The sequence below is a fragment of the Pseudonocardia aurantiaca genome (genome assembly GCF_039526725.1).
Lineage (GTDB): Bacteria > Actinomycetota > Actinomycetes > Mycobacteriales > Pseudonocardiaceae > Pseudonocardia > Pseudonocardia aurantiaca.
In genome coordinates, this window is record NZ_BAAAJG010000010.1 from 40,879 (window position 1) to 62,102 (window position 21,224).

Sequence of the window (21,224 nt, forward strand, 5' to 3'; positions counted from 1 at the left end):
GTTCCCCTTTCTGTTCGAGCACCCGGTTGCGAATTTTGATCAACAGCTATGACGCACAAACGACTTCTCCGGCGTCACCTCGGCGGCGTCTACCCCGGCGATCTCCTCGATGATCCCGGCAAGGGCGGGGAGGATCTCTTTGTTGCTCACGTGGTTCCCTTTCCCTCCTCGAACGCCACCTTTTCGGTGTGCAATCCGTGACGGACCGGATCCGCCGGAAATACATCGAAGGTGCGTGTCACGGGTGCCGACCACCTGACCGGAGTAGCTCGGTCCAACGCCGTACCCGGAGGAGTCCGTCCGGCTCGATCTGCGCTATGTCGAGAACTGGCACTGACCGACGCCACCACCGCGACCACCACCGTGCCCGCCAGCAACCACAGCGTCCAGCTGCGCAGGCCGTCGGTCAGCACCGCGTAGACGGCGCCGGCGGCGTCCCGGCCGCCCGGCTCGACGTGGGCGAGCACCGACGCGCGGGCCCACGGCAGGGCGATCAGCAGCAGCCCCAGCCCTGAGGCCGTCACCGCCCAGGCACGGACCGTGGCCAGCGGGCGGCGGGAAACCACGAGGGCGCCCGCGAAGGCCGCGATCGCGATCAGAGCGGTCCACAACCACAGCAGCTTCAGCAGTCCGACCGCCGTGTAGACCAGCGGCGCGTCGTGCGGGGTCAGCACGGTCACGCCGATGTCGTCCGGCACCAGATCGAGCAGCCGGGCCGCGAGTCCGACCGGGTCCTGCGTCGAGACGGCCAACGCGGCCTGGCCGACGGTGAGCCGCACCGGACGGCCCTCCACCAACTGCGCGTGCGCCGAGGCGAGGGCCGTAGTGCTGAATAGATCGGAGGTCAGCAGCGCGTGCACACCCGCGCCCACCATCGACCGGGCTCCGCGCTCGACCGCGGGCCGGAAGCCTCCCAACGTGGGCGGCAGCAGCGCCGCCGTCTCGTCGAGCGCGGGCTGGACGACCGTGTCGGCCACCCGGGAGCCGACCCAATCCTGCACCGCCGGCTCGGCGAGCACCGCCCGCGCCCCGGAGACGAAGACCTCGGTGTCCACGACGTAGCTGCGTGCCCACAGCGACGTGCTGGAAAGCACCAGGCACAGGGCGCTGACGGCGACCAGCAGGCCGGCGACGAAACGGCGCATGAGCTCTACTCCTCCTGGTCCTGTTGCGCCGGGCGGTGGTGGCGGGTCACCGCGCCGGAGCGGGTCGCGGCGTCGCGCCAAAGCAGAAGTCGCCATGTCAGGCGCTCCCCAGCGAGGCCGACGGTGCTCCCTCGGCGGTGAACAGGACCTTGTTGTCACCGAGCAGTCCCCGCAGGATGGCTTCGAGGTTTTCCCGCAAGGCGCGCTCGGCGATCGGGTTGATCAGGTCGGCGATGCTGGGCATACCCAGGTCGAACTCGGCGGTGAAGACGACGCGAGCATCCTGGCCGGCGGGCGTCACCGTCCACTCTCCTGAAAGTTCCTCGAAGTCTCCATCGAGCTGTTCGAACCTGATCACGCGCCCTGCAGGGTCAACGTGATCTCGCTCCGACCAGCACAGGATTCCATTGCGGAAATTGACCGACCATTCCGACTCCACAACCCCGTTTCCCAGCCGACGCAAGGCGATCTCACGGACAGCGTCGGTGTACTGGCTGTAGCGTTCGAAGTCGCTGATGCGGGCGAAGACGGCGTCTGCGTCGGTGTTCGGGACGAGGGCTCGGACTTTCACCTGTGGCATGTCATGCGGTCCTTTCCAGAGAAGTGGTGCGGTGAGTGGTGTGGCGGGCCGCCAGGGCGGTGGCGGCTTCGGCGACGGCGTCGAGCAGCCAGGTGGTATCCGCATCGGACAGGATGGCTGGCGGGGTGAGGCGAATGACGCGGTGGGCGTTGAGTGAGTGATTCACAAGCACGTGTCGTTCGAGCAGTTCCAGGGTTAGTTCGGCGGCGATCTCCTCGTCGCGCAGTTCGATGCCCATGAGCAGGCCGATGCCGCGGACGTCGGTCACCAGGTGGGGACAGAGCTCGGTCAGGACGGTGCGGATGGCAGGCAGGATCGAATCGCCAAGTGTCTTTGCGCGCTCGACCAAACCTTCTTCGCGGATCGCCTGGACGGTGGCAGTCGCGGCTGCCATGGCTACGGGTGATGCGGCGAACGTCGAGGTGTGCAGGAACGGGTCGCGGTTGAACGGGACGTAGGCATCCGTCGTGGCGATCATTGCGGCCACCGGGACGACACCGCCGGAGAGGTTCTTGCCGGCGAGCAGGATGTCCGGTTGGACTTCCTCGCGATCTGCTCCCCACCACGCTCCGAGCCGGCCGAGTCCAGTTTGGATTTCGTCGAGAACGAAGAGTGCGCCGTTTTCACGGCACAGCCGCGCTACCTCGCGCAGGTAGCCAGGCGGCGGGATGACAACACCGCCCTCGCCCTGGACTGGCTCCACCACCACGCAATGGTTTTCGCCCTTTCGCAGCACGGCGGCCAGGGCGTCGGGGTCGCCGTAAGGCACGTGCTGGACGCCGGGCAGTAGCGGCTGGAATGGCTGTTGGTAGAGGGGTTTCGCGGTCAGGGTGAGGGCTCCCATGGTCTTTCCGTGGTAGCCGCCGGTGGTGGATACCAGGTTTGGCTTGCCGAGGGCTCGGGCCAGCTTGATCGCGGCTTCGGTGGCCTCGGCGCCGGAGTTGACGAAGTGCACGCGGTCGAGATTGGCTGGTGTCACCGAGGCGAGCTCGCGGGCGGCCTCTGCGGCGGTGGGTTCGAGCAAGATCCGGGTTGACAGCGGATGACGCCGGATTTGCTCGATGACCGCCTCGGTGACCCTCGGGTGCCGGTGTCCCAGAAGGAAAACCCCGTAGCCACCGCAGTTGAGGTACTCGATGCCGTCGGCGGTGTATATCCGGGTGCCCTGCGAGGAGACTTCCATTGCGCCGCCGGCCATTTCGGCCAGCCGCGCCCGTCCACGACTGAGATGCCGTTTGTAGAGGCTGATGATCTCAGCGCTTGTTGCTGTGCTCATGCCGCAGCCTGCTTCGAGCGCACCGACCTGTTCGAGCGCACCGACCCGCGAGTCCGAGCCATGTAGACCGTTGTGGCCGCCTGGGCCTGAGCCAGCGCTTCCGTGGTGATCGCCGGCATGCCAGGAATGCGCTCCACGGTGGACGGGAAGGTTTTCGTAGCAGCGAACAGGGCCGCCATCGCGAGCAGGTCGTCGAACTGGCGACGGGCCATCTTCGGCAGTGGCTCGATGAACACAGGCCGGATCAGACGGTCGATCATTTCTGGTGTCACGAACCGGGGGGTCACGATGTCGATGCCCAACTCCCGCCCGGTGGCGACGACGACATCGAACACTTGCCGGGTGGTGAGTGCCGCCTCACCAGCTGTAATCCAGTACTCGCCGCTGGTGATCTCGCCGTCGACCAGGCCGGCGATGGCCCGGGCGACAATGTCCTGGGGGATGAAGTCGATGCGATCGGTTGGATCGAGCGGAAGCATCGGCAAGGTGTTCTTCAGTACCGCCAAGCCGAGCATGTGCAGGCCCTGGAACCGAACGATCTCGCCGGTGGCGGAGTCCCCGATGACCACGGAGGGCCGTACGATCGTTGCCGGAACTCCGCTGTCGAGCACCAGCTGCTCGGCCGCGCGCTTGGAGTTCAGATAGTCGGCCGGGTTCGCGGCGGCCTCCCCAAGACTGCCACTGGTCACATCAGCGCGGTCGACGAACGCAGTGCTGATATAGTGCAGGGACGCGCCGGCATCCTTGCAGAAACGCAGGATGTTCTCGGTTCCGGCAACATTCAATCCCGCGGTCGCATTGGGGCCTGCGGTGAAGTCAGTGATCGCGGCCGCGTGGATCACGATGTCGACATGCTCAACAAGGTTGTCGTAGACATCCAGGTCCATGCCCAAACCGAACTGAGTCAGGTCGCCCCGCACCTTCCAGATCTCAGCGGATGGTGTTCTTCGATGGGTCAACGCGATCACCCGGTGGTGTGCCAACTCGGGGATGAGGGCGGTACCGACGACTCCCGAAGCCCCGGTTAGCAGAATGGTCTTCGCCCGCGTGGATCTGAACATGGCGGTGTTCCTCCTCAGTGCAGGTCGCGGCGCACCCTTGCGTGGTGGGCGCGACCGGTGCGAGATGGGGGTCAGGGCTTAGGCAATTGACAGCGGGCGGCCGGCGAGCGTCAGTGCCTCGGCGGGCGACTCGGCGGGCCGTCGGACAATGAACAGACGGTCGCGCGAGCGCGGAGATACATCCGTACGGAGGGACGATCCCGGCGTCAACGTGGACCCCTGCCAGGTTGTTCTTGCCTCGCTGTCCCGATGTAGGCCACCACGTCACCAACGGTCTTCAGCTCGGTCAGCTGCTCGTCGGTGATCTTCATGCCGAACTTGTCCTCGGCCTGCACCGCGATCTCGACCATGGACAGCGAATCGATGTCGAGGTCGGCGACGAATGACTTCTCCGGTTTCACGTCGGCGGCATCGATCCCGACGACCTCTTCGATGATCTCGGCGAGGACGGGGAGGATCTCTTCGTTGCTCACGTGGTTCCCTTTCTCTTTGGTGTGCAGTCTCCTGACGGACCGGGCCCGTCGGAAATACATCGAAGGTGCGTGTCATTCCTGAAGCAGCGGGGCCGACCGCGTAGCGGCCGGCCCCGCGAATCCTCGGAGGCATGGAACGGCTGCCCGCTGCTTCCGGTTTGTCGGTGTTCGAAATGGTGTTTCGTCCGCGCTCCACCGCGGGTTCCCCACTATCGGGAGCGGGGCGGCAGCGGGTCGTGGACCCCGATCACCGCGGGGTGAACCAGCGGTCGTCGATGAACGCGTGGGTGTCGTCGACCGGGTCCCCTGGCCAGCGGTGCTCCTGGTCCTGGCTACCGCCCGGCGGGCCGGACGGTTCCCCGGCCGGGCTGGGCCACGAGCCCCACGGACCCTGCCCCGCCGAGCCCGCTACGGCGTCGCGCCGGCTCGGCCGCGGGGCTCCCCCGCCCCGTCCGGGCAGCAGCCGGGAGTCGCCACGCCCGGGACGGGCGGTGCGATCCCAGTTCCGCCGAACGCCGACCGGCGTGTCGGGTGGAGCCGCGCCCGCCCGACCCGGACCTGCCGGCATCGTCCGGTAGTCCACGTTGCGCCCGTTGGTGTGCGACGAGTCCGTGTGGTGGTTCATCAGGTCGACGGCTCGGGGGGCGCCGTTCGCGCGATCCTGCCCGGCGGAGTGGGGTCGTTGCCCGAGCGCCCGCCGTACAGGTGGACGGTTTCGCCTGGTCGGGGGTGCCAACCCCGGCCTGGGTACTCGTGGGGGCCGCAGCAGCGCTGATTCGATTGCGGCGAGCTCGACGCGGTAGCCGGAAAAGTTGGCCCGCGGGCCGATGCCGCCCAGGTATTCGATCTCGCCGTCCGCGTTGACCCGGCCCAGGTCGCCCGTGCGGTAGATCCGACCGGAACGGTTGGCCGGGATGCCGAGGAAGTCCGGGATGAACGCTTTGTTGGTCACGTCGTCGCGGTTGAGATAACCGCAGGCCAACCCGAGGCCGGCGATGCCGATCTCCCCGGTTTCCCCGTGCGGCAGCGCCCGGTGAGGGTCCTCGGCGTCCAGGATGACGGTGCTGTAGGTGGGCAGCGGGATCCCGATGGTGACCTGTTTGTCCGGGTGCAGCTCAGTCCAGGTGGCCGTGACCGGAGCCTCGGCCGGGCCATAGACGTTGAGCATCCGCCGGCCGGGGCGGTGCCAGCGCGTGATCAGATCCCGCGGGCATGCTTGCCCGAAGACCAGCAAGAACCGCAGGTTGGGCAGCTCGTGCGGGAGCGTGGCGAGTTGAACCGGCACGCAGCACATCGCGGTGACCTGCTGGCTGACCAAGAACTGGTGTAGGTCAGCCCCCAACGGGAGCACGTCGGGCGGTTTGGGCACCAAGGTGGCTCCGCACAGCCACGACACCAAGATCTCTTCGATCGCGAAGTCGAAGGCGAGCGACAGCCCCTGATACACACGATCGCGGGGGCGGATGCCGTACACCTCGGCGGCGACCTTGATGAAGTTGCAGATGCTGCGGTGGTCGATCGCCACGCTGGCGGGGCGGCCGGTGGGGTCGGTGGTGTAGCTGATGTAGGCGAGCTGGCCGGCGTGTGCGCCGCGCTCGATCTGGGCGAGCCGGTGGGAGCTCAGCTCGTCGATCAGCGGCGCGGCCGAGTCGAGGTGGACCAGTTGGGCGCCGCTGGTGCTCAACTGGTCGATCCACTCCGCCCGCTCGGCTACCGACGACATCGACAGCACCGTGCGCACCCGGGCGTCTTCGACGATGTAAGCCATCCGATCCGTCGGGAAGTCGGCGTCGAGCGGCACGTATGCGGCGCCGATCTTGAACACGGCGAGCATCGGGATGTAGGCGTGGGCCGGCTCGTCGAACAGTAGTCCGATCCGGTCACCTGGGTTGATCCCGCGCATCCGCAGATAGCGGGCCAGCTGGTTGGCCCGGGCGTCCAGCTCGTCGTAGGTCAGCGACAGCTCGTCGGAGTCCACCGCGAGCTGGCCGGGCCGGCCGTACAGGCGCACCCACTCACAGCACTCCTCGAACAGGCGGTCCAGACGCTCGTCCTGGCGCACTCGCCAGCCCTGTGGCGCATGCCGGTCGACCAAGATCAGCTCGGAAACGGGGCCCGCGGACGGTCGCTGTGCGTGAGCCGGCAACAGCGCCGGGGCCTCCCGGAGGCCGAAGCGGGTGTGCATCCGCCGCAACCATGGGGGCGCCCACCAGTTGATCCGCCCCGTCAGCTTCATCAACGCCGGGACCAGGAGTCCACGGACGAGCGTTGCGTCCATCAGCACCGCGAGCGTCATGCCGACGCCGAGCAGCTTTAGCGAGGTCACGCTGGACGTCGCGAAGGACAGGAACACCACCGCGATGATCGCGGCGGTCGCGGTGATCAGTCGTCCGGTATGGCCCAGCCCCCGTGCGACGGCGACGGTGTTGTCCCCCGTTTGCTCCCACTCCTCGCGGATACGCGACAGGAGGAAGACCTCGTAGTCCATCGACAGGCCGAATGCCAAGCAGAACATGAGGATCGGGATGGTGACGTCCAGCTGGCCGGTGACCGTGAAGTTCCCGAGGAGCCAGCGGAGGTGCCCCTCCTGGAAGATCCACACCATCGCGCCGAACGTGGCGCTGAGGCTGAGCAGGTTGAGCACCAGTGCCTTCAACGGCACGATGACGCTGCCGGTGAACAGGAAGAGCAGGACGCCTACGGCAAAGGCGATGATCGCGAGAGCCCACGGCACCTTGTCGGCGATGGCGTCGGAGGTGTCGACGAGTTGCGCCGACGCCCCGCCCACGAGCATCGGGACCGGCGCCGGGGTCGACCGGAGCCGGTCCACCAGCTCCTTCCCCGTGGTCGTGGACGAGTTGGCGGCAGGGACGATTGCCATCCAGGTGCCGGAGCCGCGCTCGAATCTGGCAGAGGTCCGGTCCGGCGCGGCGACCTGCACACCGTCGGCGAAGGAGCCGGTGAGCGCGTCGACGCGGGCGGCGCCCGGGAGCCGGGACAGCTCCATGGCGTAATCGGTCAGCGCGCCAGCCTCAGTCCTCTGGTCCGAGACCACGAACAGCTGTGCCGATTCCTGTGTCGCAAAGTCCTCGCGCAGCATGTCGCCGGCCTGTCGGCTCGACGCGCTCTGCGGCAGCGCGCGATCGTCGGGCAGAGCGAACTGGGCGTGCAGGAACGGAGTGCCGAGCGCGACCAGGATCGCGACGACGCCGACAGCGACCAGTCCGGGGCGGCGCATGACCGCACCGGCCAGTCGCTCCCAGAAGGTCGGGAGTACCCGGGCGCGCCGCGTCGGAATGCGACGGAAGATCGCCAGCTTGTTCACCCGCTCCCCCAGCAGGGCGAGGACGGCCGGCAGCACGACCACCGCGCTGATGGCGGCGAGGACGACGACGGCTATGCCGGCATAGGCGATCGAGCGCAGGTAGTACAGCGGGAAGATCAGCAGTGCGGCCAGCGAGATCATGACGGTGGTCGCCGAGTAGACGACGGTCCGCCCGGCGGTTCGCACCGTCTCGATCACCGCACAGTTCGGGGCCCGCCCCCGTGCCAGTTCCTCACGGAAGCGGGTCACCACGAACAAGCTGTAGTCGACGCCCAGACCGAGGCCCAGCGCGGTCGTCACGTTCAACGCGAAGACCGAGACGTCGGTCAGATTGGACAGGATCCACAGTTCCGCCAGCGTGCCGGCGATCGCGACCAGGCCGATCACGAGCGGCAGACTGGCGGCCACCACGCTGGCGAAGACCAGGACCAGGAGCACCAGCGTGATCGGTACGGCGTACTTCTCGGCCCGGAGGAGGTCGGCCTCGAGGACGTCGGTTATCTCGCGGGAGACCTCGTCCGAGCCGCCCGCACGCAGCGTCAGCACGCCCTGCTGCCGGTAACGGTCGATGAAGCCCCGAACGGTGCGTTTCCGGGCGTCGTCGTCACCGGCGAGCCGAGCCATGACGATTGCCGAGCGCCCGTCCTTGCTGCGCAAGCTGGCCGACTGGTCCATGCTCCAGAACGACTGGACCCCGAGCACCCCCGGTTCGGCACTCAGCCGGCGGTCGAGCTCCATCCCGGCCTCCGCGGCCGCGGGATCCGCGACCGTCTGCCCCTCGGGCACGGTGGCGACGAGGACGAAGGTCGGTTGCCCCTGGCCGAACCGTTGATCCAGCATTTTCTCCGCGCGTGCGGACTCCGAGTCCGGGTCGGTGTATCCACCGGTCGAGAGCTGATCCGCAACCCCGCTGCCGATCATCCCCGCGACGATCACCCCGAGAACGGTGACCGCGAGTATCCACAGTCTTCGGCGTACCGCCAGCGCGCCGAGCCGTTCGAACATGGTGCCTCCTGGGCGGACGTCGAGTCGTTGCTGTGCGACGGACGGGATGCGGCCGAGATACGTGCGGGGGCGCTCGTGCCGATACCGCCCTCGTGCAGGTTCACGGCCGGCGACAGGTCCACTGACGCATGCCGGCCGACCAGGTCGCCGGCGCTTGCCAGGACCGGCCGCGAAGCCCCGACGCACGCCAACGGGAGCGGGCAACGCATGCGGGCCGCTGCTCAGGCGCCCCGGCCAACAGCGCGATGACGAGCGCGGCCAACTCGTCCGGGGTCGGTTCGCCCTTGAGGACGGAGATCACGACCGGGTCCACCACGGGTTCCTCCTCACAGGGGCACGTTGCCGTGCTTGCGATGGGGCAACGCCGGCCGCTTCGCGCGGAGGAGCGCAAGGGACCGGATCAGAACCGACCGGGTCGCGCGCGGGTCGATGACATCGTCGATGAGTCCTCGCTCGGCCGCGACGTACGGCGTCATGAGCCGCTCGGTGTACTCCGCCACCAACTCCGCTCGCCGCGCGCTCGGATCGGGGGCGGCGGCGAGTTCCTTCCGGAAGATGATGTTGGCTGCGGCGTCCGCCCCCATGACCGCGACCTCGTTCGAGGGCCAGGCGAAGGAAAGATCGGCGCCGATGGACTTGGAGTCCATGACGATGTATGCCCCGCCGTACGCCTTCCGCAGGATGACCTGGATTCGGGGCACGGTCGCGTCGCAGTAGGCGTAGAGCAGCTTGGCGCCGCGCCGGATGATGCCCGCGTGCTCCTGGCCGGAACCGGGCAGGAAGCCGGGGACGTCGACCAGAGTCACGAGCGGGATGTTGAAGGCGTCGCAGGTCCGGACAAACCGGGCAGCTTTCTCAGCGGCGTCGATGTCGAGGACGCCCGCGAGCACCGAGGGCTGGTTGGCGACGATCCCCACCACCTGCCCCCCGAGCCGGGACAGGGCGCAGACGATGTTCCCGGCCCATCGCGCATGGACCTCGAGGTACTCCCCGTCGTCAGCGATCTCGGTGATCACGTCACGGACGTCGTAGGAGCGGTTCGGTTCGACCGGGACGAGATCGAGCAGTGCCTCGCAGCCCCGATCGGAAGGATCCGACGAGACGACTGCCGGCGGCTCCTCCTGGTTGTTCGAGGGCAGGAAGGACAGCAGGTACCGCACGTCCTCAAGGCAGCCGGCCTCGTCCTCGGCCACGAAGGCCACCGCGCCGGTACGGGTTGCGTGGATCGCCGCTCCGCCGAGGTCCTCGGGGCTGACCCGCTCACCGGTCACCGCTGCGATCACATCCGGACCGGTGATGAACAGCTTTGCGTTGTCCTGCACGGCGAAGACGAAGTCGGTCAGGGCCGGCGAGTACACGGCGCCGCCGGCGCACGCGCCGAAGACGACCGAGAGCTGTGGCACGACACCGGAGGCGCGCACGTTGCGCCTGAAGATCCCGCCGAAGCCCGCGAGCGCGTTGATGCCTTCCTGGATGCGCGCACCGCCGCCGTCGTTGAGTCCGATGATCGGCACGCCCGTCGACTCGGCCAGGTCCATGAGCTTGTGCACCTTGGCCGCGAAGACCTCTCCCAGTGCTCCACCGAAGATCCGGGGATCGTGTGCGAAGACGCACACCTGCCGGCCCTCGACCGTTCCCCATCCGGTCACGACGCCGTCGGTGTCCGGCCGTCGGTGCTCCATCCCGAAGCCGGTCGCCCGGTGCAGGGCGAACGGGTCGAGCTCGACGAAGGACCCCTCGTCGAGCAGCAGGGCAATCCGTTCCCTGGCCGTCAGCTTGCCCTGTGCCCGCAGCCGGGCCGTGGCCTCGGGGTCGCTCCCGTTCATCGCCCGGTGCCGGCGTTCGGCCACCTCGGCGGCCGCTTCCCGCAGGGATCCGGGTGCGGGTCGGGCCGGGGCGCTCACCGGACTCGGGCCCGGTCGACGGGAGGACAGCGGGGTGACGGAACCTCGGCCTACCCGGCCGGCTCGGTCCCCGCAGTGCCGGCACGGAGGTTCGCGGTCCGCACCCTCGCGCTCCGCGACGCCCCACATTTCAGTTCTCACCGTTTCTCCGTCTCCTGCCGACCGTCGTCGCTCCGCAGTCGTTCTCACCTCGGACGTCACGGGCCACCACTTCTCTTTCTCTTGGTCAAAGAAGGCCAGGGCCTTTCATCGGTCGTCACCACAGGCCGCCCGGGACCGCAGTCGGTGCTAACGTCGAGGAGGGTTCTGGTCTATGGCGGGGGCGCCGGTTGAGGGATCCAGACAGCCGCTGGTACGACGACGAGGACTATCTGAGGGACCTCCTCGCCGAAGCCCTGCAGCCGCTCGGGCCCTGCGAGGAGCACGTTCAGGTCTCCAACCGAGGAGCCTGCCGCGACACGGACACCGCGGCCGACTCCGAGGACCACGGGCCGACATCGCAGACGCACTGATGAAGGTGCGCGGGCGCGGTCAGGCGGAGAGGCCATGGATGTCGGCTGCCTCGAGAGCGGTGCGCAGCCGCGCCAGCAGGCGAGCTCGGGTTGGCCCGATGCTCCCGACCGGCATGCTCAGTCGCGCGCCGATCTCCTCATAGCTCATCGGCGGAGAGGCGACGAGCAGGCCGAGCAGCTCCTGGTGCCGCTCCGAAAGCTCCTGGACGGCGCGGCGGACCATCGCCACCCGCTCCTTCCGCACGGCGGAAGCCTCCGGCTCGTTGTCGTGCCGGTTCGCGGCCCGGTTCTCGGGCGCGCCGAGGTCCGTCCCGTCCGGGTCCAGCTGCGTCTCCCGGCGGGTAGTGCGGATGGCATCGATGGAGGCCCGCTGCGCCGTCGTCCGCAACCAACCGGGCAACCGCTCGGGGGTGCGGATCGTGCCGAGGTTCTCGACCAGCCGCAGCCAGGTCGTCTGCACCGCATCGGCTGCCTGCGCGTCCCCGAGCCGGAAACCGCGGACGACCGACCACACCAGCCCGTCGAACCGGTCGACGATGGCCCTCAGGGCCGCCTCGTCCCCGTGTCCGGCAAGGCGGAGCAGGTGCGCCGTGTCCTTCTCCGCGAGAGGATCGGGGCCGACCGTCCCCGCACCGGCCTCGAGAGACGGGGCGGTGGCAGCGGCCGTCATCCGGCCTTCGGCGCCTGCGGACCGCCGGCCCGGATGGTGCGCGTTGGACAGCCGGATCGTCCGGTGTCCAGCCACGTTCCCCGGCCCGGGGGCGGGCCTCGCCTGCCGTGGGTGCCGCATCAGGTCGGTGGTGCGGCGGGAACCCTGCGGGGTTCCCGACGCAGCCGTCGGGTGTACCCGGTACCGGGTGCGCTCTACCAGGCACATGGCCATGTCGACTCTCGTCTCGTCTGGGCTGCTGGTGCAGCGCGATGCCGATTTCGTGGACATCAGCCTGCTGCGCATCGCCGCCGGGGACGACCGAGCTGTCCCTAGGAGCGGCTGTCCCTGCCCTACATCTGAGGTAGGGAGGGCCCCAGGGCCTCGGCGCGGACCCGGGAACGTCCTCGACCACCCGCGGGTTTGCAGACGACGCTGAGCTGCGGCAACCGCAGCCGACGCAGCCACCGGCCGTACGCGGCCCGCGGGTAGGACCGGTCGGCCTTTCGTCCGCACTCGTATCAGGAGACATGCCCTCCCGTCTGTTGGCGCAGACAGCGGCAAACGAAGGCGACCTCGGCGTCGCAACGAACGAATCAGGCCTGGGAGGGTCCATGTCGGATACACGAATGGCTTCGGCAACCCGCGGTTCCCGGAGAGGCCCGCGTGCGGCGGCGGACGAGATCGTCGTCACCGGTCTGGGTGCCATCACTCCACTCGGTGGAGATGTGAAGTCGTTCTGGGACGGTCTGCTCGAGGGGCGCTCCGGGGTGGTGGCGCTGGACCATGAATGGGCGGCCGACTTGCCGGTCCGGATAGCGGCGCCGATGGCGATCGACCCGGCCGAGACCCTCTCCCGGGTACAAGCACGCCGGCTGGACCGGGCGTCGCAGGCGGCGCTGGCCGCGGCCCGTGAGGCGTGGGCCGACGCGGGCTTCGTCGGGACGGCCGGCGAAACGGGCCTCGACCCGACCCGGGTGGCGGTGGTCATCGGTACCGGGATCGGCGGTGCGCGCTCCATGATCACGCAGTACGACGTCCTGCGTGCGAAGGGGCCAGGACGGGTGTCCCCGCTGCTCGTCCCGATGACCATGGCCAACGGCTCCGCGGTGAACGTCGGTCTGGAACTGGGCGCGCAGGCGGGCGCGCACACGCCGGTGAGCGCATGCGCCTCTGGGTCGGAGGCGGTGGCCTATGGGCTGGACCTGCTGCACCTCGATCGGGCCGACGTCGTCGTGGTAGGCGGTACCGAGGCGTGCATCCACCCACTGACCATGGCCGGCTTCGCGCAGATGCGGGCGTTGTCCACGCGGAACCACGAGCCCCAGCGGGCCTCGCGCCCGTGGGACAAGGGCCGCGACGGGTTCGTCATGGGCGAGGGCGCGGGAGTTCTCGTCCTGGAGCGGGCCATCGACGCGGCCGCCCGCGGCCGAACCCCCTACGCGGTGCTCGCCGGCGCCGGGGTCACCTCCGACGCCTCCGACATCGTCCAGCCGGGCGGGGACGGCAGGGAGCGCGTGCTGGAGCACGCGGTCCAGCGGGCCGGCCTCTCCTTCGATGACATCGTCCACGTCAACGCACACGCCACCTCGACGCCGGTGGGCGACATGGGTGAGGCCGAGGTGATTGCCGAGTTGTTCGGCGAGGGCACCGTCGTCACGAGCACCAAGTCGATGACCGGCCACCCGCTGGCCGCCGCCGGGGCGATCGAGTCGATCGCCACCGTGCTCTCCGTTCATCACGGCGTAGTGCCGCCCACGATCAACCTCGAGGACCCCGAAGGCGGCCTCCGGGTCGACGTCCCTCGCGAGGCGCGGGAGATGTCGGTCGACGCCGCGATCTGCAACTCGTTCGGCTTCGGCGGGCACAACGCTTCTGTGGTCTTCACCCGACTCCCGTGAGGCCCTTGACGAGGGCGACGACACCCGGTTGCCGGCTCGACCAAAGCGGCCCCGTCGCCGTCGACAACAGCCTGGCCGTCCTCGTGAGGATCACGTCGACGCCGTTTCGCCGGTGATCGTGCCGCCCGGTCGCCAGCCGTCGTGTTCTCGGGAACGGCTGAACAAGTAGATCAGCCGCCGCGCCGCCGTCGCCGACATCTTCCCCGGCCGGTGCCCGATCCCGCTCGTCGGTACGGTGCTCGGCAGCGAAGTCCCGCATCCGCGTCGTCACCGCCGCACCCGCCACGTTGGTGCGTCGATCGTGACAACCGTAGCGATAACCGCCTAAAGTCTACAAAGGATAAAGTGGAGCGGATCTCGTACCCAACTCTGCGGACCTGGCGCACAAGCGGAGGGCACCGCAGCGTGGCGAGGGAGGTAGCGAACGGACAGCCACCCGGGGTAGTCCTCCCGCGCCGCTGCCGGCGGCATTCGGCGCATGCATCATGTTCGCAGTCGCCGTGACAGCCAACGCCGTCGATGGCGACGACCGTTGCATACCGCCACCTTCGGCCTGGTCGTGCTGGTGCCGCACACTTCGTGACAGGCGGACGGATGGCCTGAATGCCATCTCGTCGATCGCCCCGGCCTGAATTCGCCCGGGCCTGTCTCCGGAGGCCTCGATGTCCCCACCCGCTCATGCGCCGCTCCCGAACCCGGCCGACCAGTCCGACGGCATCCGACCAGCAGCCGCCGGCCCGACGCGTTCCCGCAAGAAGGAGCGGCTGCCAACACGACCGGGTTACGCCATCCGCGAGCTACTGGGCACCGACCTTCCGGCTACTGCCCAGTTACATATCGACGAACTGCCCGTGGGACTCTTCCCACGGCTGGGACGGCAGTTCGTCCGGAGGTGGCACCGCGCCTTTCTGGAGAGTTCGCATGCTGTAGCGCTGTCCGCCGTGCGCACAGACCCTCGCGGCGAGGAGTACCTCGTCGGGTTCCTGATCGGCGCGACGGATCGAGAGGCGTTCAAGCAGGAACTGGTCGGTCGGCACAGAAACGCGCTGATGACCCGCGGTGTTCTCGCGCTCGTTCTCCGCCCCCATGTGCTGATCAGGTTCCTGCGGACCCGGACGCGGCCCTACCTGCACCGGCTCCGTCGCGCTGAAACCGGTCCCCGGCCCGGAACCGCACACCTCGGCGAGTCTCGACACAGACTCACAACAGCTGAGCTGACAGCGATCGTGGTCGCTCCCGCCTTGCGTCGTAGCGGGGCCGGCCAAGCGCTGATCGGGGAGTTCCTCGGGCGGTGTGCAGCCGTAGGTACACCGACCGCCGAGTTGACGAACGTCTCCGGCCCGCGCTCCGCAGCTGACTTCTACTCCCGCACAGGTTGGACCGAAGCCGGACGGAGCGTCACATTCGACGGGCAGCAGGTTCTGAAGTTTCGGCACAACACCGGCCACGAGCCGGACGACTGAATGCCTCATGCCCTCCGGATCTCTCGGGATGCACCGCTCACCGCCCGGGACCGTGACGGTGCGCGGCGACGTGGGGTTGGTGCGCGGACCGGCGGGCCGGCGGCGGCCCGACCGGCGACGGTGGCCACGACATCGACGCCTTGAGTCGACCTGGGAGCGCCCTGAACAACTCGGCCCTACTGCGCTACGGGCGGAGTTGTCCAGGACCCTCCCAGCGGGCGAGGTGCTCCACGAACCAGTCGCGGGCCGGGAGGCTCGAGGACTCGAAGCCGGTGACGTACGCATCGAAGTGACCGCCCGGCAGGATCTGCAGCTTCTTCGGCTCGCGCGCCTTCTCGTAAGCAGCGACGGCCAGGCCGGTCGGGGTCAGGACGTCGTTCTGCGCCGGCAGCAGCAGCAGCGGGGTGGGGCTGATGTAGGGAAGGTAGGCGACCGGCTCGTACTCGGTGAACATCTCGACACTGCGCAGCGTGACCTCGTTGCGCCAGGACGGGGCGCGCTTCTCGTGGGTCTCGGTGAACCAGGTGTACGAGTCGGGCGTGGGCAGGGCGGACGGGGCGAGCGGGTCCTTGTCGACCACCGGCACCATCGCCGGCGGCTCGCCCCGGAACCGGGCCAGCCGGTCGGCGTCGAACTGCGCGCGGAAACCGTCGATGAAGTCGGCCCGGACCAGTGCCCGGAAGTTGTCGTGCCCGCTGACCAGCGGCACCTGGCTCACGACCGCCCTGACCCGGCGGTCGATCGCCGCGACGACGAGCGCGTGCCCGCCGGAGTAGCTGGTGCCCCAGACGCCGATCCGGTCCACGTCGACCTCCGGCAGCGTGGTGGCGTACGTGATCGCGTGGCGGTAGTCGCGTACCTGCGCCCAGGGGTCGATCTCCTGGCGCGGTTCGCCGTCGCTGGTGCCGAAGCCGCGGTTGTCGTAGACCAGCGCGTTCAGCCCGGCCGCTGCGAAGGCCTCCGCGTAGTCGTCGAGGTACATCTCCTTGACCGCCGAGAAGCCGTGCGCCATCACAACGGTGGGCGCGGCGCCCTGCGCCCCATCGCCGGTGTAGAACCAACCGCGCAGGGTCACGCCCTCGGCGTTGAACTCGATGTCGCGTCGAGCCATTGTTCTGGCCTCCCCTTCGACCTCGTCGTCAAAAAGCGCGACGCCGACCCTAGTGCCCTCCGCAGTCGGCACCACCCGAAGGAGAGCGCTGTCGCCGACAGACTGACCAGGGACTCAGCCGCGCGGGACGGCGAATTCAGTGAGGCGGCCGACCCCAGAGGCCAGCCCGGTCCAGCCCGTCGGGACCGCTAGCACGGCGATCCCGCTCGTCGGAAACTTGGTCCGGACCCGCTCCAGCGCGCCCTCGTCTGAGTCATCCCCGGCCAGATAGAGCGTCAGGTCCTGCACTCCCGGGCAGTGGCCGATGAGCAGCAAGGTCGTCGCCCACTCCGGACAGTCAGCGATCGCTCGAAGCAGCAGGGTGGTGTCCGCGCCGTAGACCCGGCGGTCGTACGTGACTGGCGGCGAGGCCGCCAACCGAGTCGCCGCGAGCTGCCACGTCTCGCGGGTTCGACGCGCTGGGGAGCAGAGAACCTGGTCGGGCGCCCGCCCGTGGTCTCGCAACCAGACCCCCGCCTTCGGCGCGTCGCGGTGGCCGCGCTTGCCCAACGGACGCTTCACATCCGGCACATCGGGCCACGCGGATTTCGCATGTCGAAGCACCACCAGCCACCTCGTGTCGTACAGGTCACCGCTCACCGCCGGTCTCCTACCCGTCCGCGGACAGCCTCCAGGACACCACCGAACAGTCCCAGCCGCACCTCGCAAGTACCCCGGCACAACCCTTGCCGGTATCACCTCGGCACACGGGCAGCATGCTCGACCTCGTCGGACCATTGCCTGCGCCGACCAGTGGGGGTGAACTGGGTCACCACGGGCGGCCGGCGCAGGTGCCATGTGCACCGATCGCCCGTCCAGGAGTGAACACCAGACGGACGGCCTGGGAGTGTTGCCGTGCAGGACAGCGGTCGGAACGGGCAGGCGATCCCGGGGCTGCCGGTCGTCCCCGGTTCGGTGATCGGCATCGTCGCGAACCCGATGTCAGGCCGCGACATCCGCAGGCTGGTCGCCCAGGCGTCGGTCTTCCCGAACGCCGAGAAGACCAACATGGCGCTGCGGCTGATCGCCGCGGCGGGCGCGACCGGCGTCGACCGCGTGCTGATGTCAACCGACGCGATGGGCGTCGCCGCCGGCGTGCTCCGGGCCCGTGACCGGCGGGCGGCCGACACCGGCCGGTGGCCCCGGCTCGACTTCGTCGAGCTCGACCCGATCACCGGGACCGCCGAGGACACCCGGACGCTGGTCCGGGCGATGCGGGAGCGCGGGGCAGACGTGATCGGGCTCCTCGGCGGCGACGGGACAGTCCGCGCCGCGAGCGTGGCGAGCGGCGACGTCGCCCTGCTGCCGTTGTCCACCGGAACGAACAACGCCTTCCCCGAGATGTGGGAGGCGACTGTCGCCGGCACCGCGGCCGGCCTGTTCGCGACGGGCCGGATCCCGGCGGACGAGGCCACGCGCCGGGCGAAGGTCCTGCACGTCGTGGCGGGCGCGGCGACCGAAGTGGCGCTGGTCGACGTCTGCGTCTCGACGGTGACCCATATCGGGTCGAAGGCCCTGTGGCAGCCGGCGACGCTGCGCGAGGTGTACTGCGCCTTCGCCGAGCCGCACGCCGTCGGCCTGTCCAGCATCGCTGGACTGCTGCACCCGAGCGCGCGCACCGACCCGCAAGGCGTGCTGGTCCGCCTTGCGCCGCCGGGCGCGGCGGACCGGACGGTGTTCGCCCCGATCGCACCCGGCGTGGTCGCACCGATCGGGGTGCGGGATGTGCAGGTGCTGCCCGCCGGCCTTCCGCACGCGGTGGCGCTCGACCGCGGCACCGTCGCCGTCGACGGCGAGCGCGAGATCGAGTTCGCGCCCGGGACGCCCGTGACCGTCACTCTCGCGCTCGACGGTCCGGTCGTCCTCGACGTGCGCGCCGTACTCGCGGCCGCCGCGCGGCGGCGGTTGCTCGTCTCCGAGACGCACGAGCTGACCGAGGAGGTCCGACGATGAAGGCGGCCCGCTTCCACGGTCCCGGCGACATCCGGATCGAGGACGTTCCCGAGACCCCGGTCGGGCCCGGCCAGGTCGAGGTGACGGTGGACTGGTGCGGCATCTGCGGCACCGACCTGCACGAGTACCTCGAGGGCCCGATCTTCATCCCGCCGGCCGGATCTCCGCACCCGCTCACGGGGCAGACGTTGCCGGTGGTGATGGGCCACGAGTTCGCCGGGGTGGTCACCGCGGTCGGTTCGGGCGTGAGCGGAGTCCGCGAGGGCGACCGGGTGGCCGTCGAGCCCTACTACGTGTGTGGCAAGTGCTCGGCCTGCACGGCGGGCCGCTACAACATCTGCCGGTCCCTCGGGTTCGTCGGCCTGGCCGGGCAGCAGGGCGGCTTCGCCGAGAAATGCGTGGTCGAGGGCCGGTGGGCCCACCCGCTCGGTGACCTGCCCACCGACCTCGGCGCTCTGGTCGAGCCGCTGGCGGTCGGCTACCACGCGGTGCGGCTCTCGGGGCTGCGCCCGGGCGGGACGGCCGCCGTGTTCGGGGGCGGCCCGATCGGGCTGGTCACGGCGGCCGCGCTGGTAGCGGCGGGGGCCGGGAGGGTGATCGTCGTCGAGCCTGCTGCAGCGCGGAAGGCGAAGGCGACGGCGGCGGGTGCCGACGCCGTGCTCGACCCCACCGAGACGAACGTGCCCGACGCGATCCGCGACCTGACCGGCGGCGCCGGCACGGACGTCGCCTTCGAATGCGCCGGCATCGACGCCGTGCTCGCCTCCGCCATCGGCTCGGTGCGCCCCGGCGGGACCGTCGTCAACGTCGCGATCTGGGGGCACGTGCCAGAGGTCGCGATGAACGAGCTCGTGTTCTCCGAGGTCAGCGTCATCGGCTCGCTCGCCTACTGCGGCGACCACACCGACACCATCGGCCTGATCCAGGACGGGAAGGTCGATGCCGCGCAGTTCATCACCGGCCGGATCGGGCTGGACGACATCGTCGAGCGCGGCTTCCGCGAGCTCATCGACAACAAGGAGGAGAACGTGAAGATCCTCGTCTCGCCGCGGGAGGTGCTGGCATGACCACGGCAGTGGTGACAGGCGCGGGACGGGGCATCGGCCGCGGGATCGCGCTGCGGCTGGCGCGCGACGGGCACGCGATCGCCGTCAACGACGTCGACAAGTCCACGGCCGAGTCCGTGAGCGCGGAGATCACCGAGGCCGGCGGCACCGCGATCGCCGTCCCCGCCGACGTGACCGACCGTGACGCCGTATTCGCGATGGTGGACCGCGCGGCGACCGAGCTCGGCAGCATCGACATCATGGTGGCGAACGCGGGGATCGCGCAGGTCAAGACGCTGCTCGAGGTGACGCCCGACGACCTGCAGCGCATCTTCGAGGTGAATGTGTTCGGCGTCGTGTACTGCCTGCAGGCGGCCGCCGATCGGATGATCGCCCAGGGCACCGGCGGAAAGATCATCAATGCCGCGTCGATCGCCGCGCACTCCGGCTTCGACTTCCTCGGCCATTACTCCGCCACCAAGTTCGCCGTGCGCGCCCTGACCCAAGCGGGCGCGAAAGAGCTGGCGAAGCACGGGATCACCGTCAACGCCTACTGCCCGGGCATCGTCGGGACGGACATGTGGGACCTGATCGACGAGAAGCTCGGGCCCTACCTCGGCGTCGCCAAGGGCGAGGCCATCGCTCGGTACTCCCAGCTGATCACGCTGGGCCGGGTGCAGACCCCGGAGGACGTGGCGGCGTTCGTCTCGTACCTCGCCGGACCGGATTCGGATTACATGACCGGCCAATCGGTCATGATCGACGGAGGGATCGTGATGGCATGACCGGCACCGTGACCACCGCGACTGTCCAGGAGCTGACGCCAGACCAGCTTCTCGACGCGTACCGCGTGATGCGCACCATCCGGGACTTCGAGGAGCGGGTGCACAAGGAGTTCGCCACCGGCGAGATCCCCGGTTTCGTGCACCTCTACGCCGGGGAGGAGGCATCGGCGACCGGCGTCTGCGCACACCTCGACCAGCGCGACACCATCGCCTCCACCCACCGCGGCCACGGGCACTGCATCGCCAAGGGCGTCGACGTCAAGGCGATGATGGCCGAGATCTACGGCAGGATCACCGGCTCGTGCCAGGGCAAGGGCGGCTCGATGCACATCGCCGACCTGTCCAAGGGCATGCTCGGCGCCAACGGCATCGTCGGCGGCGGTCCCCCGCTGATCTGCGGGCGCGCGCTGGCGTCGAAGTACAAGGGCGACGGCGGTGTCGCCGTGGCCTTCTTCGGCGACGGCGCCTCCAACCAGGGCACGACGTTCGAGTCGATGAACCTGGCCACCGTGTGGAACCTGCCCGCGATCTTCGTCGCGGAGAACAACGGCTACGCCGAGGCCACCTCGTCGACCTGGTCGGTGGCGAGCGACAACATCGCCGACCGGGCCGCGGCGTTCGGGATGCCGGGCGTGATCGTCGACGGGTTCGACTTCTTCGCCGTGCACGAGGCGGCGGGTGAGGCCGTGGCCAGGGCCCGTCAGGGCGGTGGCCCGACCCTGATCGAGGTGAAGTTCACCCGGTACTTCGGCCACTTCGAGGGCGACCAGCAGCTCTACCGCGCAGGCGAGGTCGCCGACGCCCGCGAGCGGCTCGACTGCCTGAAACGGTTCCGGGCCCGGGTCACCGAGCAGGCCCTGGTGCCCGTCGACCGGCTCGACGCGGTCGACGCCGAGGTCGCAAAGCTGATCGAGGACTCCGTGGCGGAGGCCAAGGCGGCGCCCAAGCCGGGCGCCGAGGACCTGCTGACCGACGTCTACGTCTCGTACTGACGGG

General features: G+C 69.4%; 19 protein-coding genes. 7 read left to right on the forward strand and 12 right to left on the reverse strand.

The window, feature by feature from the left end; translation table 11 throughout:
• Positions 1 to 39: 39 nt before the first annotated feature.
• The 9 genes from ABD143_RS38475 to ABD143_RS15930 all read right to left on the reverse strand — a co-directional run bounded on the left by ABD143_RS38475 (position 40) and on the right by ABD143_RS15930 (position 10,691).
• Positions 40 to 150 carry an acyl carrier protein gene (locus ABD143_RS38475; protein WP_465269700.1) on the reverse strand — a complete coding sequence of 37 codons (111 nt, stop codon included), beginning with the start codon at positions 148 to 150 and terminating at the stop codon, positions 40 to 42.
• A complete protein-coding gene (locus tag ABD143_RS15895) occupies positions 147 to 1,145 on the reverse strand; it encodes a hypothetical protein (protein WP_343978093.1) in 999 nt (332 codons plus the stop codon). Before ABD143_RS15895 ends, ABD143_RS38475 begins: the two co-directional genes overlap by 4 nt.
• 97 nt (positions 1,146 to 1,242) lie before the next feature.
• Positions 1,243 to 1,725 carry a type II toxin-antitoxin system RatA family toxin gene (locus ABD143_RS15900; RefSeq protein ID WP_343978096.1) on the reverse strand — a complete coding sequence of 161 codons (483 nt, stop codon included), beginning with the start codon at positions 1,723 to 1,725 and terminating at the stop codon, positions 1,243 to 1,245.
• A gap of 1 nt (position 1,726) precedes the next feature.
• On the reverse strand, positions 1,727 to 3,001 hold the full coding sequence (locus tag ABD143_RS15905; RefSeq protein WP_343978099.1) for an aspartate aminotransferase family protein: 1,275 nt from the start codon (positions 2,999 to 3,001) through the stop codon (positions 1,727 to 1,729).
• Positions 2,998 to 4,062, reverse strand: a complete 1,065-nt coding sequence (locus tag ABD143_RS15910) for an SDR family oxidoreductase (protein ID WP_343978102.1) — start codon at positions 4,060 to 4,062, stop codon at positions 2,998 to 3,000. Before ABD143_RS15910 ends, ABD143_RS15905 begins: the two co-directional genes overlap by 4 nt.
• 206 nt (positions 4,063 to 4,268) lie before the next feature.
• Positions 4,269 to 4,535, reverse strand: a complete 267-nt coding sequence (locus tag ABD143_RS15915; protein ID WP_343978105.1) for an acyl carrier protein — start codon at positions 4,533 to 4,535, stop codon at positions 4,269 to 4,271.
• A gap of 247 nt (positions 4,536 to 4,782) precedes the next feature.
• The gene (locus ABD143_RS15920; RefSeq protein WP_343978108.1) at positions 4,783 to 8,865 is read right to left on the reverse strand and encodes an amino acid adenylation domain-containing protein; all 4,083 of its coding nucleotides are present in this window, start codon (positions 8,863 to 8,865) and stop codon (positions 4,783 to 4,785) included.
• Between the two features lie 100 nt (positions 8,866 to 8,965).
• Positions 8,966 to 9,181 (reverse strand): acyl-CoA carboxylase epsilon subunit, encoded by a 216-nt coding sequence (locus ABD143_RS15925; RefSeq protein ID WP_343978111.1) that lies wholly within the window; start codon positions 9,179 to 9,181, stop codon positions 8,966 to 8,968.
• Between the two features lie 10 nt (positions 9,182 to 9,191).
• Positions 9,192 to 10,691, reverse strand: a complete 1,500-nt coding sequence (locus ABD143_RS15930; protein ID WP_343979095.1) for an acyl-CoA carboxylase subunit beta — start codon at positions 10,689 to 10,691, stop codon at positions 9,192 to 9,194.
• A gap of 407 nt (positions 10,692 to 11,098) precedes the next feature.
• On the opposite strand from ABD143_RS15930, the gene ABD143_RS15935 reads away from it, so the two are divergent.
• Entirely contained in the window at positions 11,099 to 11,281 is a 183-nt protein-coding gene (locus ABD143_RS15935; protein ID WP_343978114.1) for a hypothetical protein, read from the forward strand.
• 19 nt (positions 11,282 to 11,300) lie between these two features.
• Here the strand turns inward: ABD143_RS15935 and ABD143_RS15940 are convergent, their stop codons facing one another.
• Entirely contained in the window at positions 11,301 to 11,951 is a 651-nt protein-coding gene (locus ABD143_RS15940) for an RNA polymerase sigma factor (protein ID WP_343978117.1), read from the reverse strand.
• A gap of 608 nt (positions 11,952 to 12,559) precedes the next feature.
• Here ABD143_RS15940 and ABD143_RS15945 point away from each other — a divergent pair.
• Together ABD143_RS15945 and ABD143_RS15950 are read left to right on the forward strand one after the other, a co-directional pair.
• Complete coding sequence (locus ABD143_RS15945; RefSeq protein ID WP_343978120.1) at positions 12,560 to 13,831, forward strand: beta-ketoacyl-[acyl-carrier-protein] synthase family protein; 1,272 nt, start codon at positions 12,560 to 12,562, stop codon at positions 13,829 to 13,831.
• A gap of 662 nt (positions 13,832 to 14,493) precedes the next feature.
• Entirely contained in the window at positions 14,494 to 15,294 is an 801-nt protein-coding gene (locus ABD143_RS15950) for a GNAT family N-acetyltransferase (protein ID WP_343978123.1), read from the forward strand.
• Positions 15,295 to 15,478: 184 nt separating this feature from the next.
• Here the strand turns inward: ABD143_RS15950 and ABD143_RS15955 are convergent, their stop codons facing one another.
• Positions 15,479 to 16,405, reverse strand: a complete 927-nt coding sequence (locus ABD143_RS15955; protein ID WP_343978126.1) for an alpha/beta hydrolase — start codon at positions 16,403 to 16,405, stop codon at positions 15,479 to 15,481.
• Between the two features lie 114 nt (positions 16,406 to 16,519).
• Positions 16,520 to 17,044: a SixA phosphatase family protein gene (locus tag ABD143_RS15960; RefSeq protein WP_343978129.1), complete on the reverse strand. Its 525-nt coding sequence runs from the start codon at positions 17,042 to 17,044 to the stop codon at positions 16,520 to 16,522.
• A gap of 255 nt (positions 17,045 to 17,299) precedes the next feature.
• Here ABD143_RS15960 and ABD143_RS15965 point away from each other — a divergent pair, with 255 nt between their 5' ends.
• The 4 genes from ABD143_RS15965 to ABD143_RS15980 are packed head-to-tail and all read left to right on the forward strand — an operon-like array spanning position 17,300 to position 21,220.
• Positions 17,300 to 18,397, forward strand: a complete 1,098-nt coding sequence (locus ABD143_RS15965) for an ATP-NAD kinase family protein (RefSeq protein WP_343978132.1) — start codon at positions 17,300 to 17,302, stop codon at positions 18,395 to 18,397.
• On the forward strand, positions 18,394 to 19,464 hold the full coding sequence (locus tag ABD143_RS15970) for a 2,3-butanediol dehydrogenase (protein WP_343978135.1): 1,071 nt from the start codon (positions 18,394 to 18,396) through the stop codon (positions 19,462 to 19,464). Before ABD143_RS15965 ends, ABD143_RS15970 begins: the two co-directional genes overlap by 4 nt.
• Positions 19,461 to 20,228 (forward strand): acetoin reductase, encoded by a 768-nt coding sequence (locus tag ABD143_RS15975; RefSeq protein WP_343978138.1) that lies wholly within the window; start codon positions 19,461 to 19,463, stop codon positions 20,226 to 20,228. The genes ABD143_RS15970 and ABD143_RS15975 overlap by 4 nt, the downstream gene beginning before the upstream one ends.
• Positions 20,225 to 21,220: a thiamine pyrophosphate-dependent dehydrogenase E1 component subunit alpha gene (locus ABD143_RS15980; protein ID WP_343978140.1), complete on the forward strand. Its 996-nt coding sequence runs from the start codon at positions 20,225 to 20,227 to the stop codon at positions 21,218 to 21,220. Before ABD143_RS15975 ends, ABD143_RS15980 begins: the two co-directional genes overlap by 4 nt.
• Positions 21,221 to 21,224 lie beyond the last annotated feature (4 nt).

Coding starts and splice junctions, on each gene's coding strand:
- ABD143_RS15895 (WP_343978093.1), bottom strand. CDS start 1,145: ATGCGCCGTTTCGTCGCCGGCCTGCTGGTCGCCGTCAGCGCCCTGTGC.
- ABD143_RS15900 (WP_343978096.1), bottom strand. CDS start 1,725: ATGCCACAGGTGAAAGTCCGAGCCCTCGTCCCGAACACCGACGCAGAC.
- ABD143_RS15905 (WP_343978099.1), bottom strand. CDS start 3,001: ATGAGCACAGCAACAAGCGCTGAGATCATCAGCCTCTACAAACGGCAT.
- ABD143_RS15910 (WP_343978102.1), bottom strand. CDS start 4,062: ATGTTCAGATCCACGCGGGCGAAGACCATTCTGCTAACCGGGGCTTCG.
- ABD143_RS15920 (WP_343978108.1), bottom strand. CDS start 8,865: ATGTTCGAACGGCTCGGCGCGCTGGCGGTACGCCGAAGACTGTGGATA.
- ABD143_RS15930 (WP_343979095.1), bottom strand. CDS start 10,691: ATGAACGGGAGCGACCCCGAGGCCACGGCCCGGCTGCGGGCACAGGGC.
- ABD143_RS15940 (WP_343978117.1), bottom strand. CDS start 11,951: ATGACGGCCGCTGCCACCGCCCCGTCTCTCGAGGCCGGTGCGGGGACG.
- ABD143_RS15945 (WP_343978120.1), top strand. CDS start 12,560: ATGGCTTCGGCAACCCGCGGTTCCCGGAGAGGCCCGCGTGCGGCGGCG.
- ABD143_RS15950 (WP_343978123.1), top strand. CDS start 14,494: ATGTCCCCACCCGCTCATGCGCCGCTCCCGAACCCGGCCGACCAGTCC.
- ABD143_RS15955 (WP_343978126.1), bottom strand. CDS start 16,405: ATGGCTCGACGCGACATCGAGTTCAACGCCGAGGGCGTGACCCTGCGC.
- ABD143_RS15970 (WP_343978135.1), top strand. CDS start 18,394: ATGAAGGCGGCCCGCTTCCACGGTCCCGGCGACATCCGGATCGAGGAC.
- ABD143_RS15975 (WP_343978138.1), top strand. CDS start 19,461: ATGACCACGGCAGTGGTGACAGGCGCGGGACGGGGCATCGGCCGCGGG.
- ABD143_RS15980 (WP_343978140.1), top strand. CDS start 20,225: ATGACCGGCACCGTGACCACCGCGACTGTCCAGGAGCTGACGCCAGAC.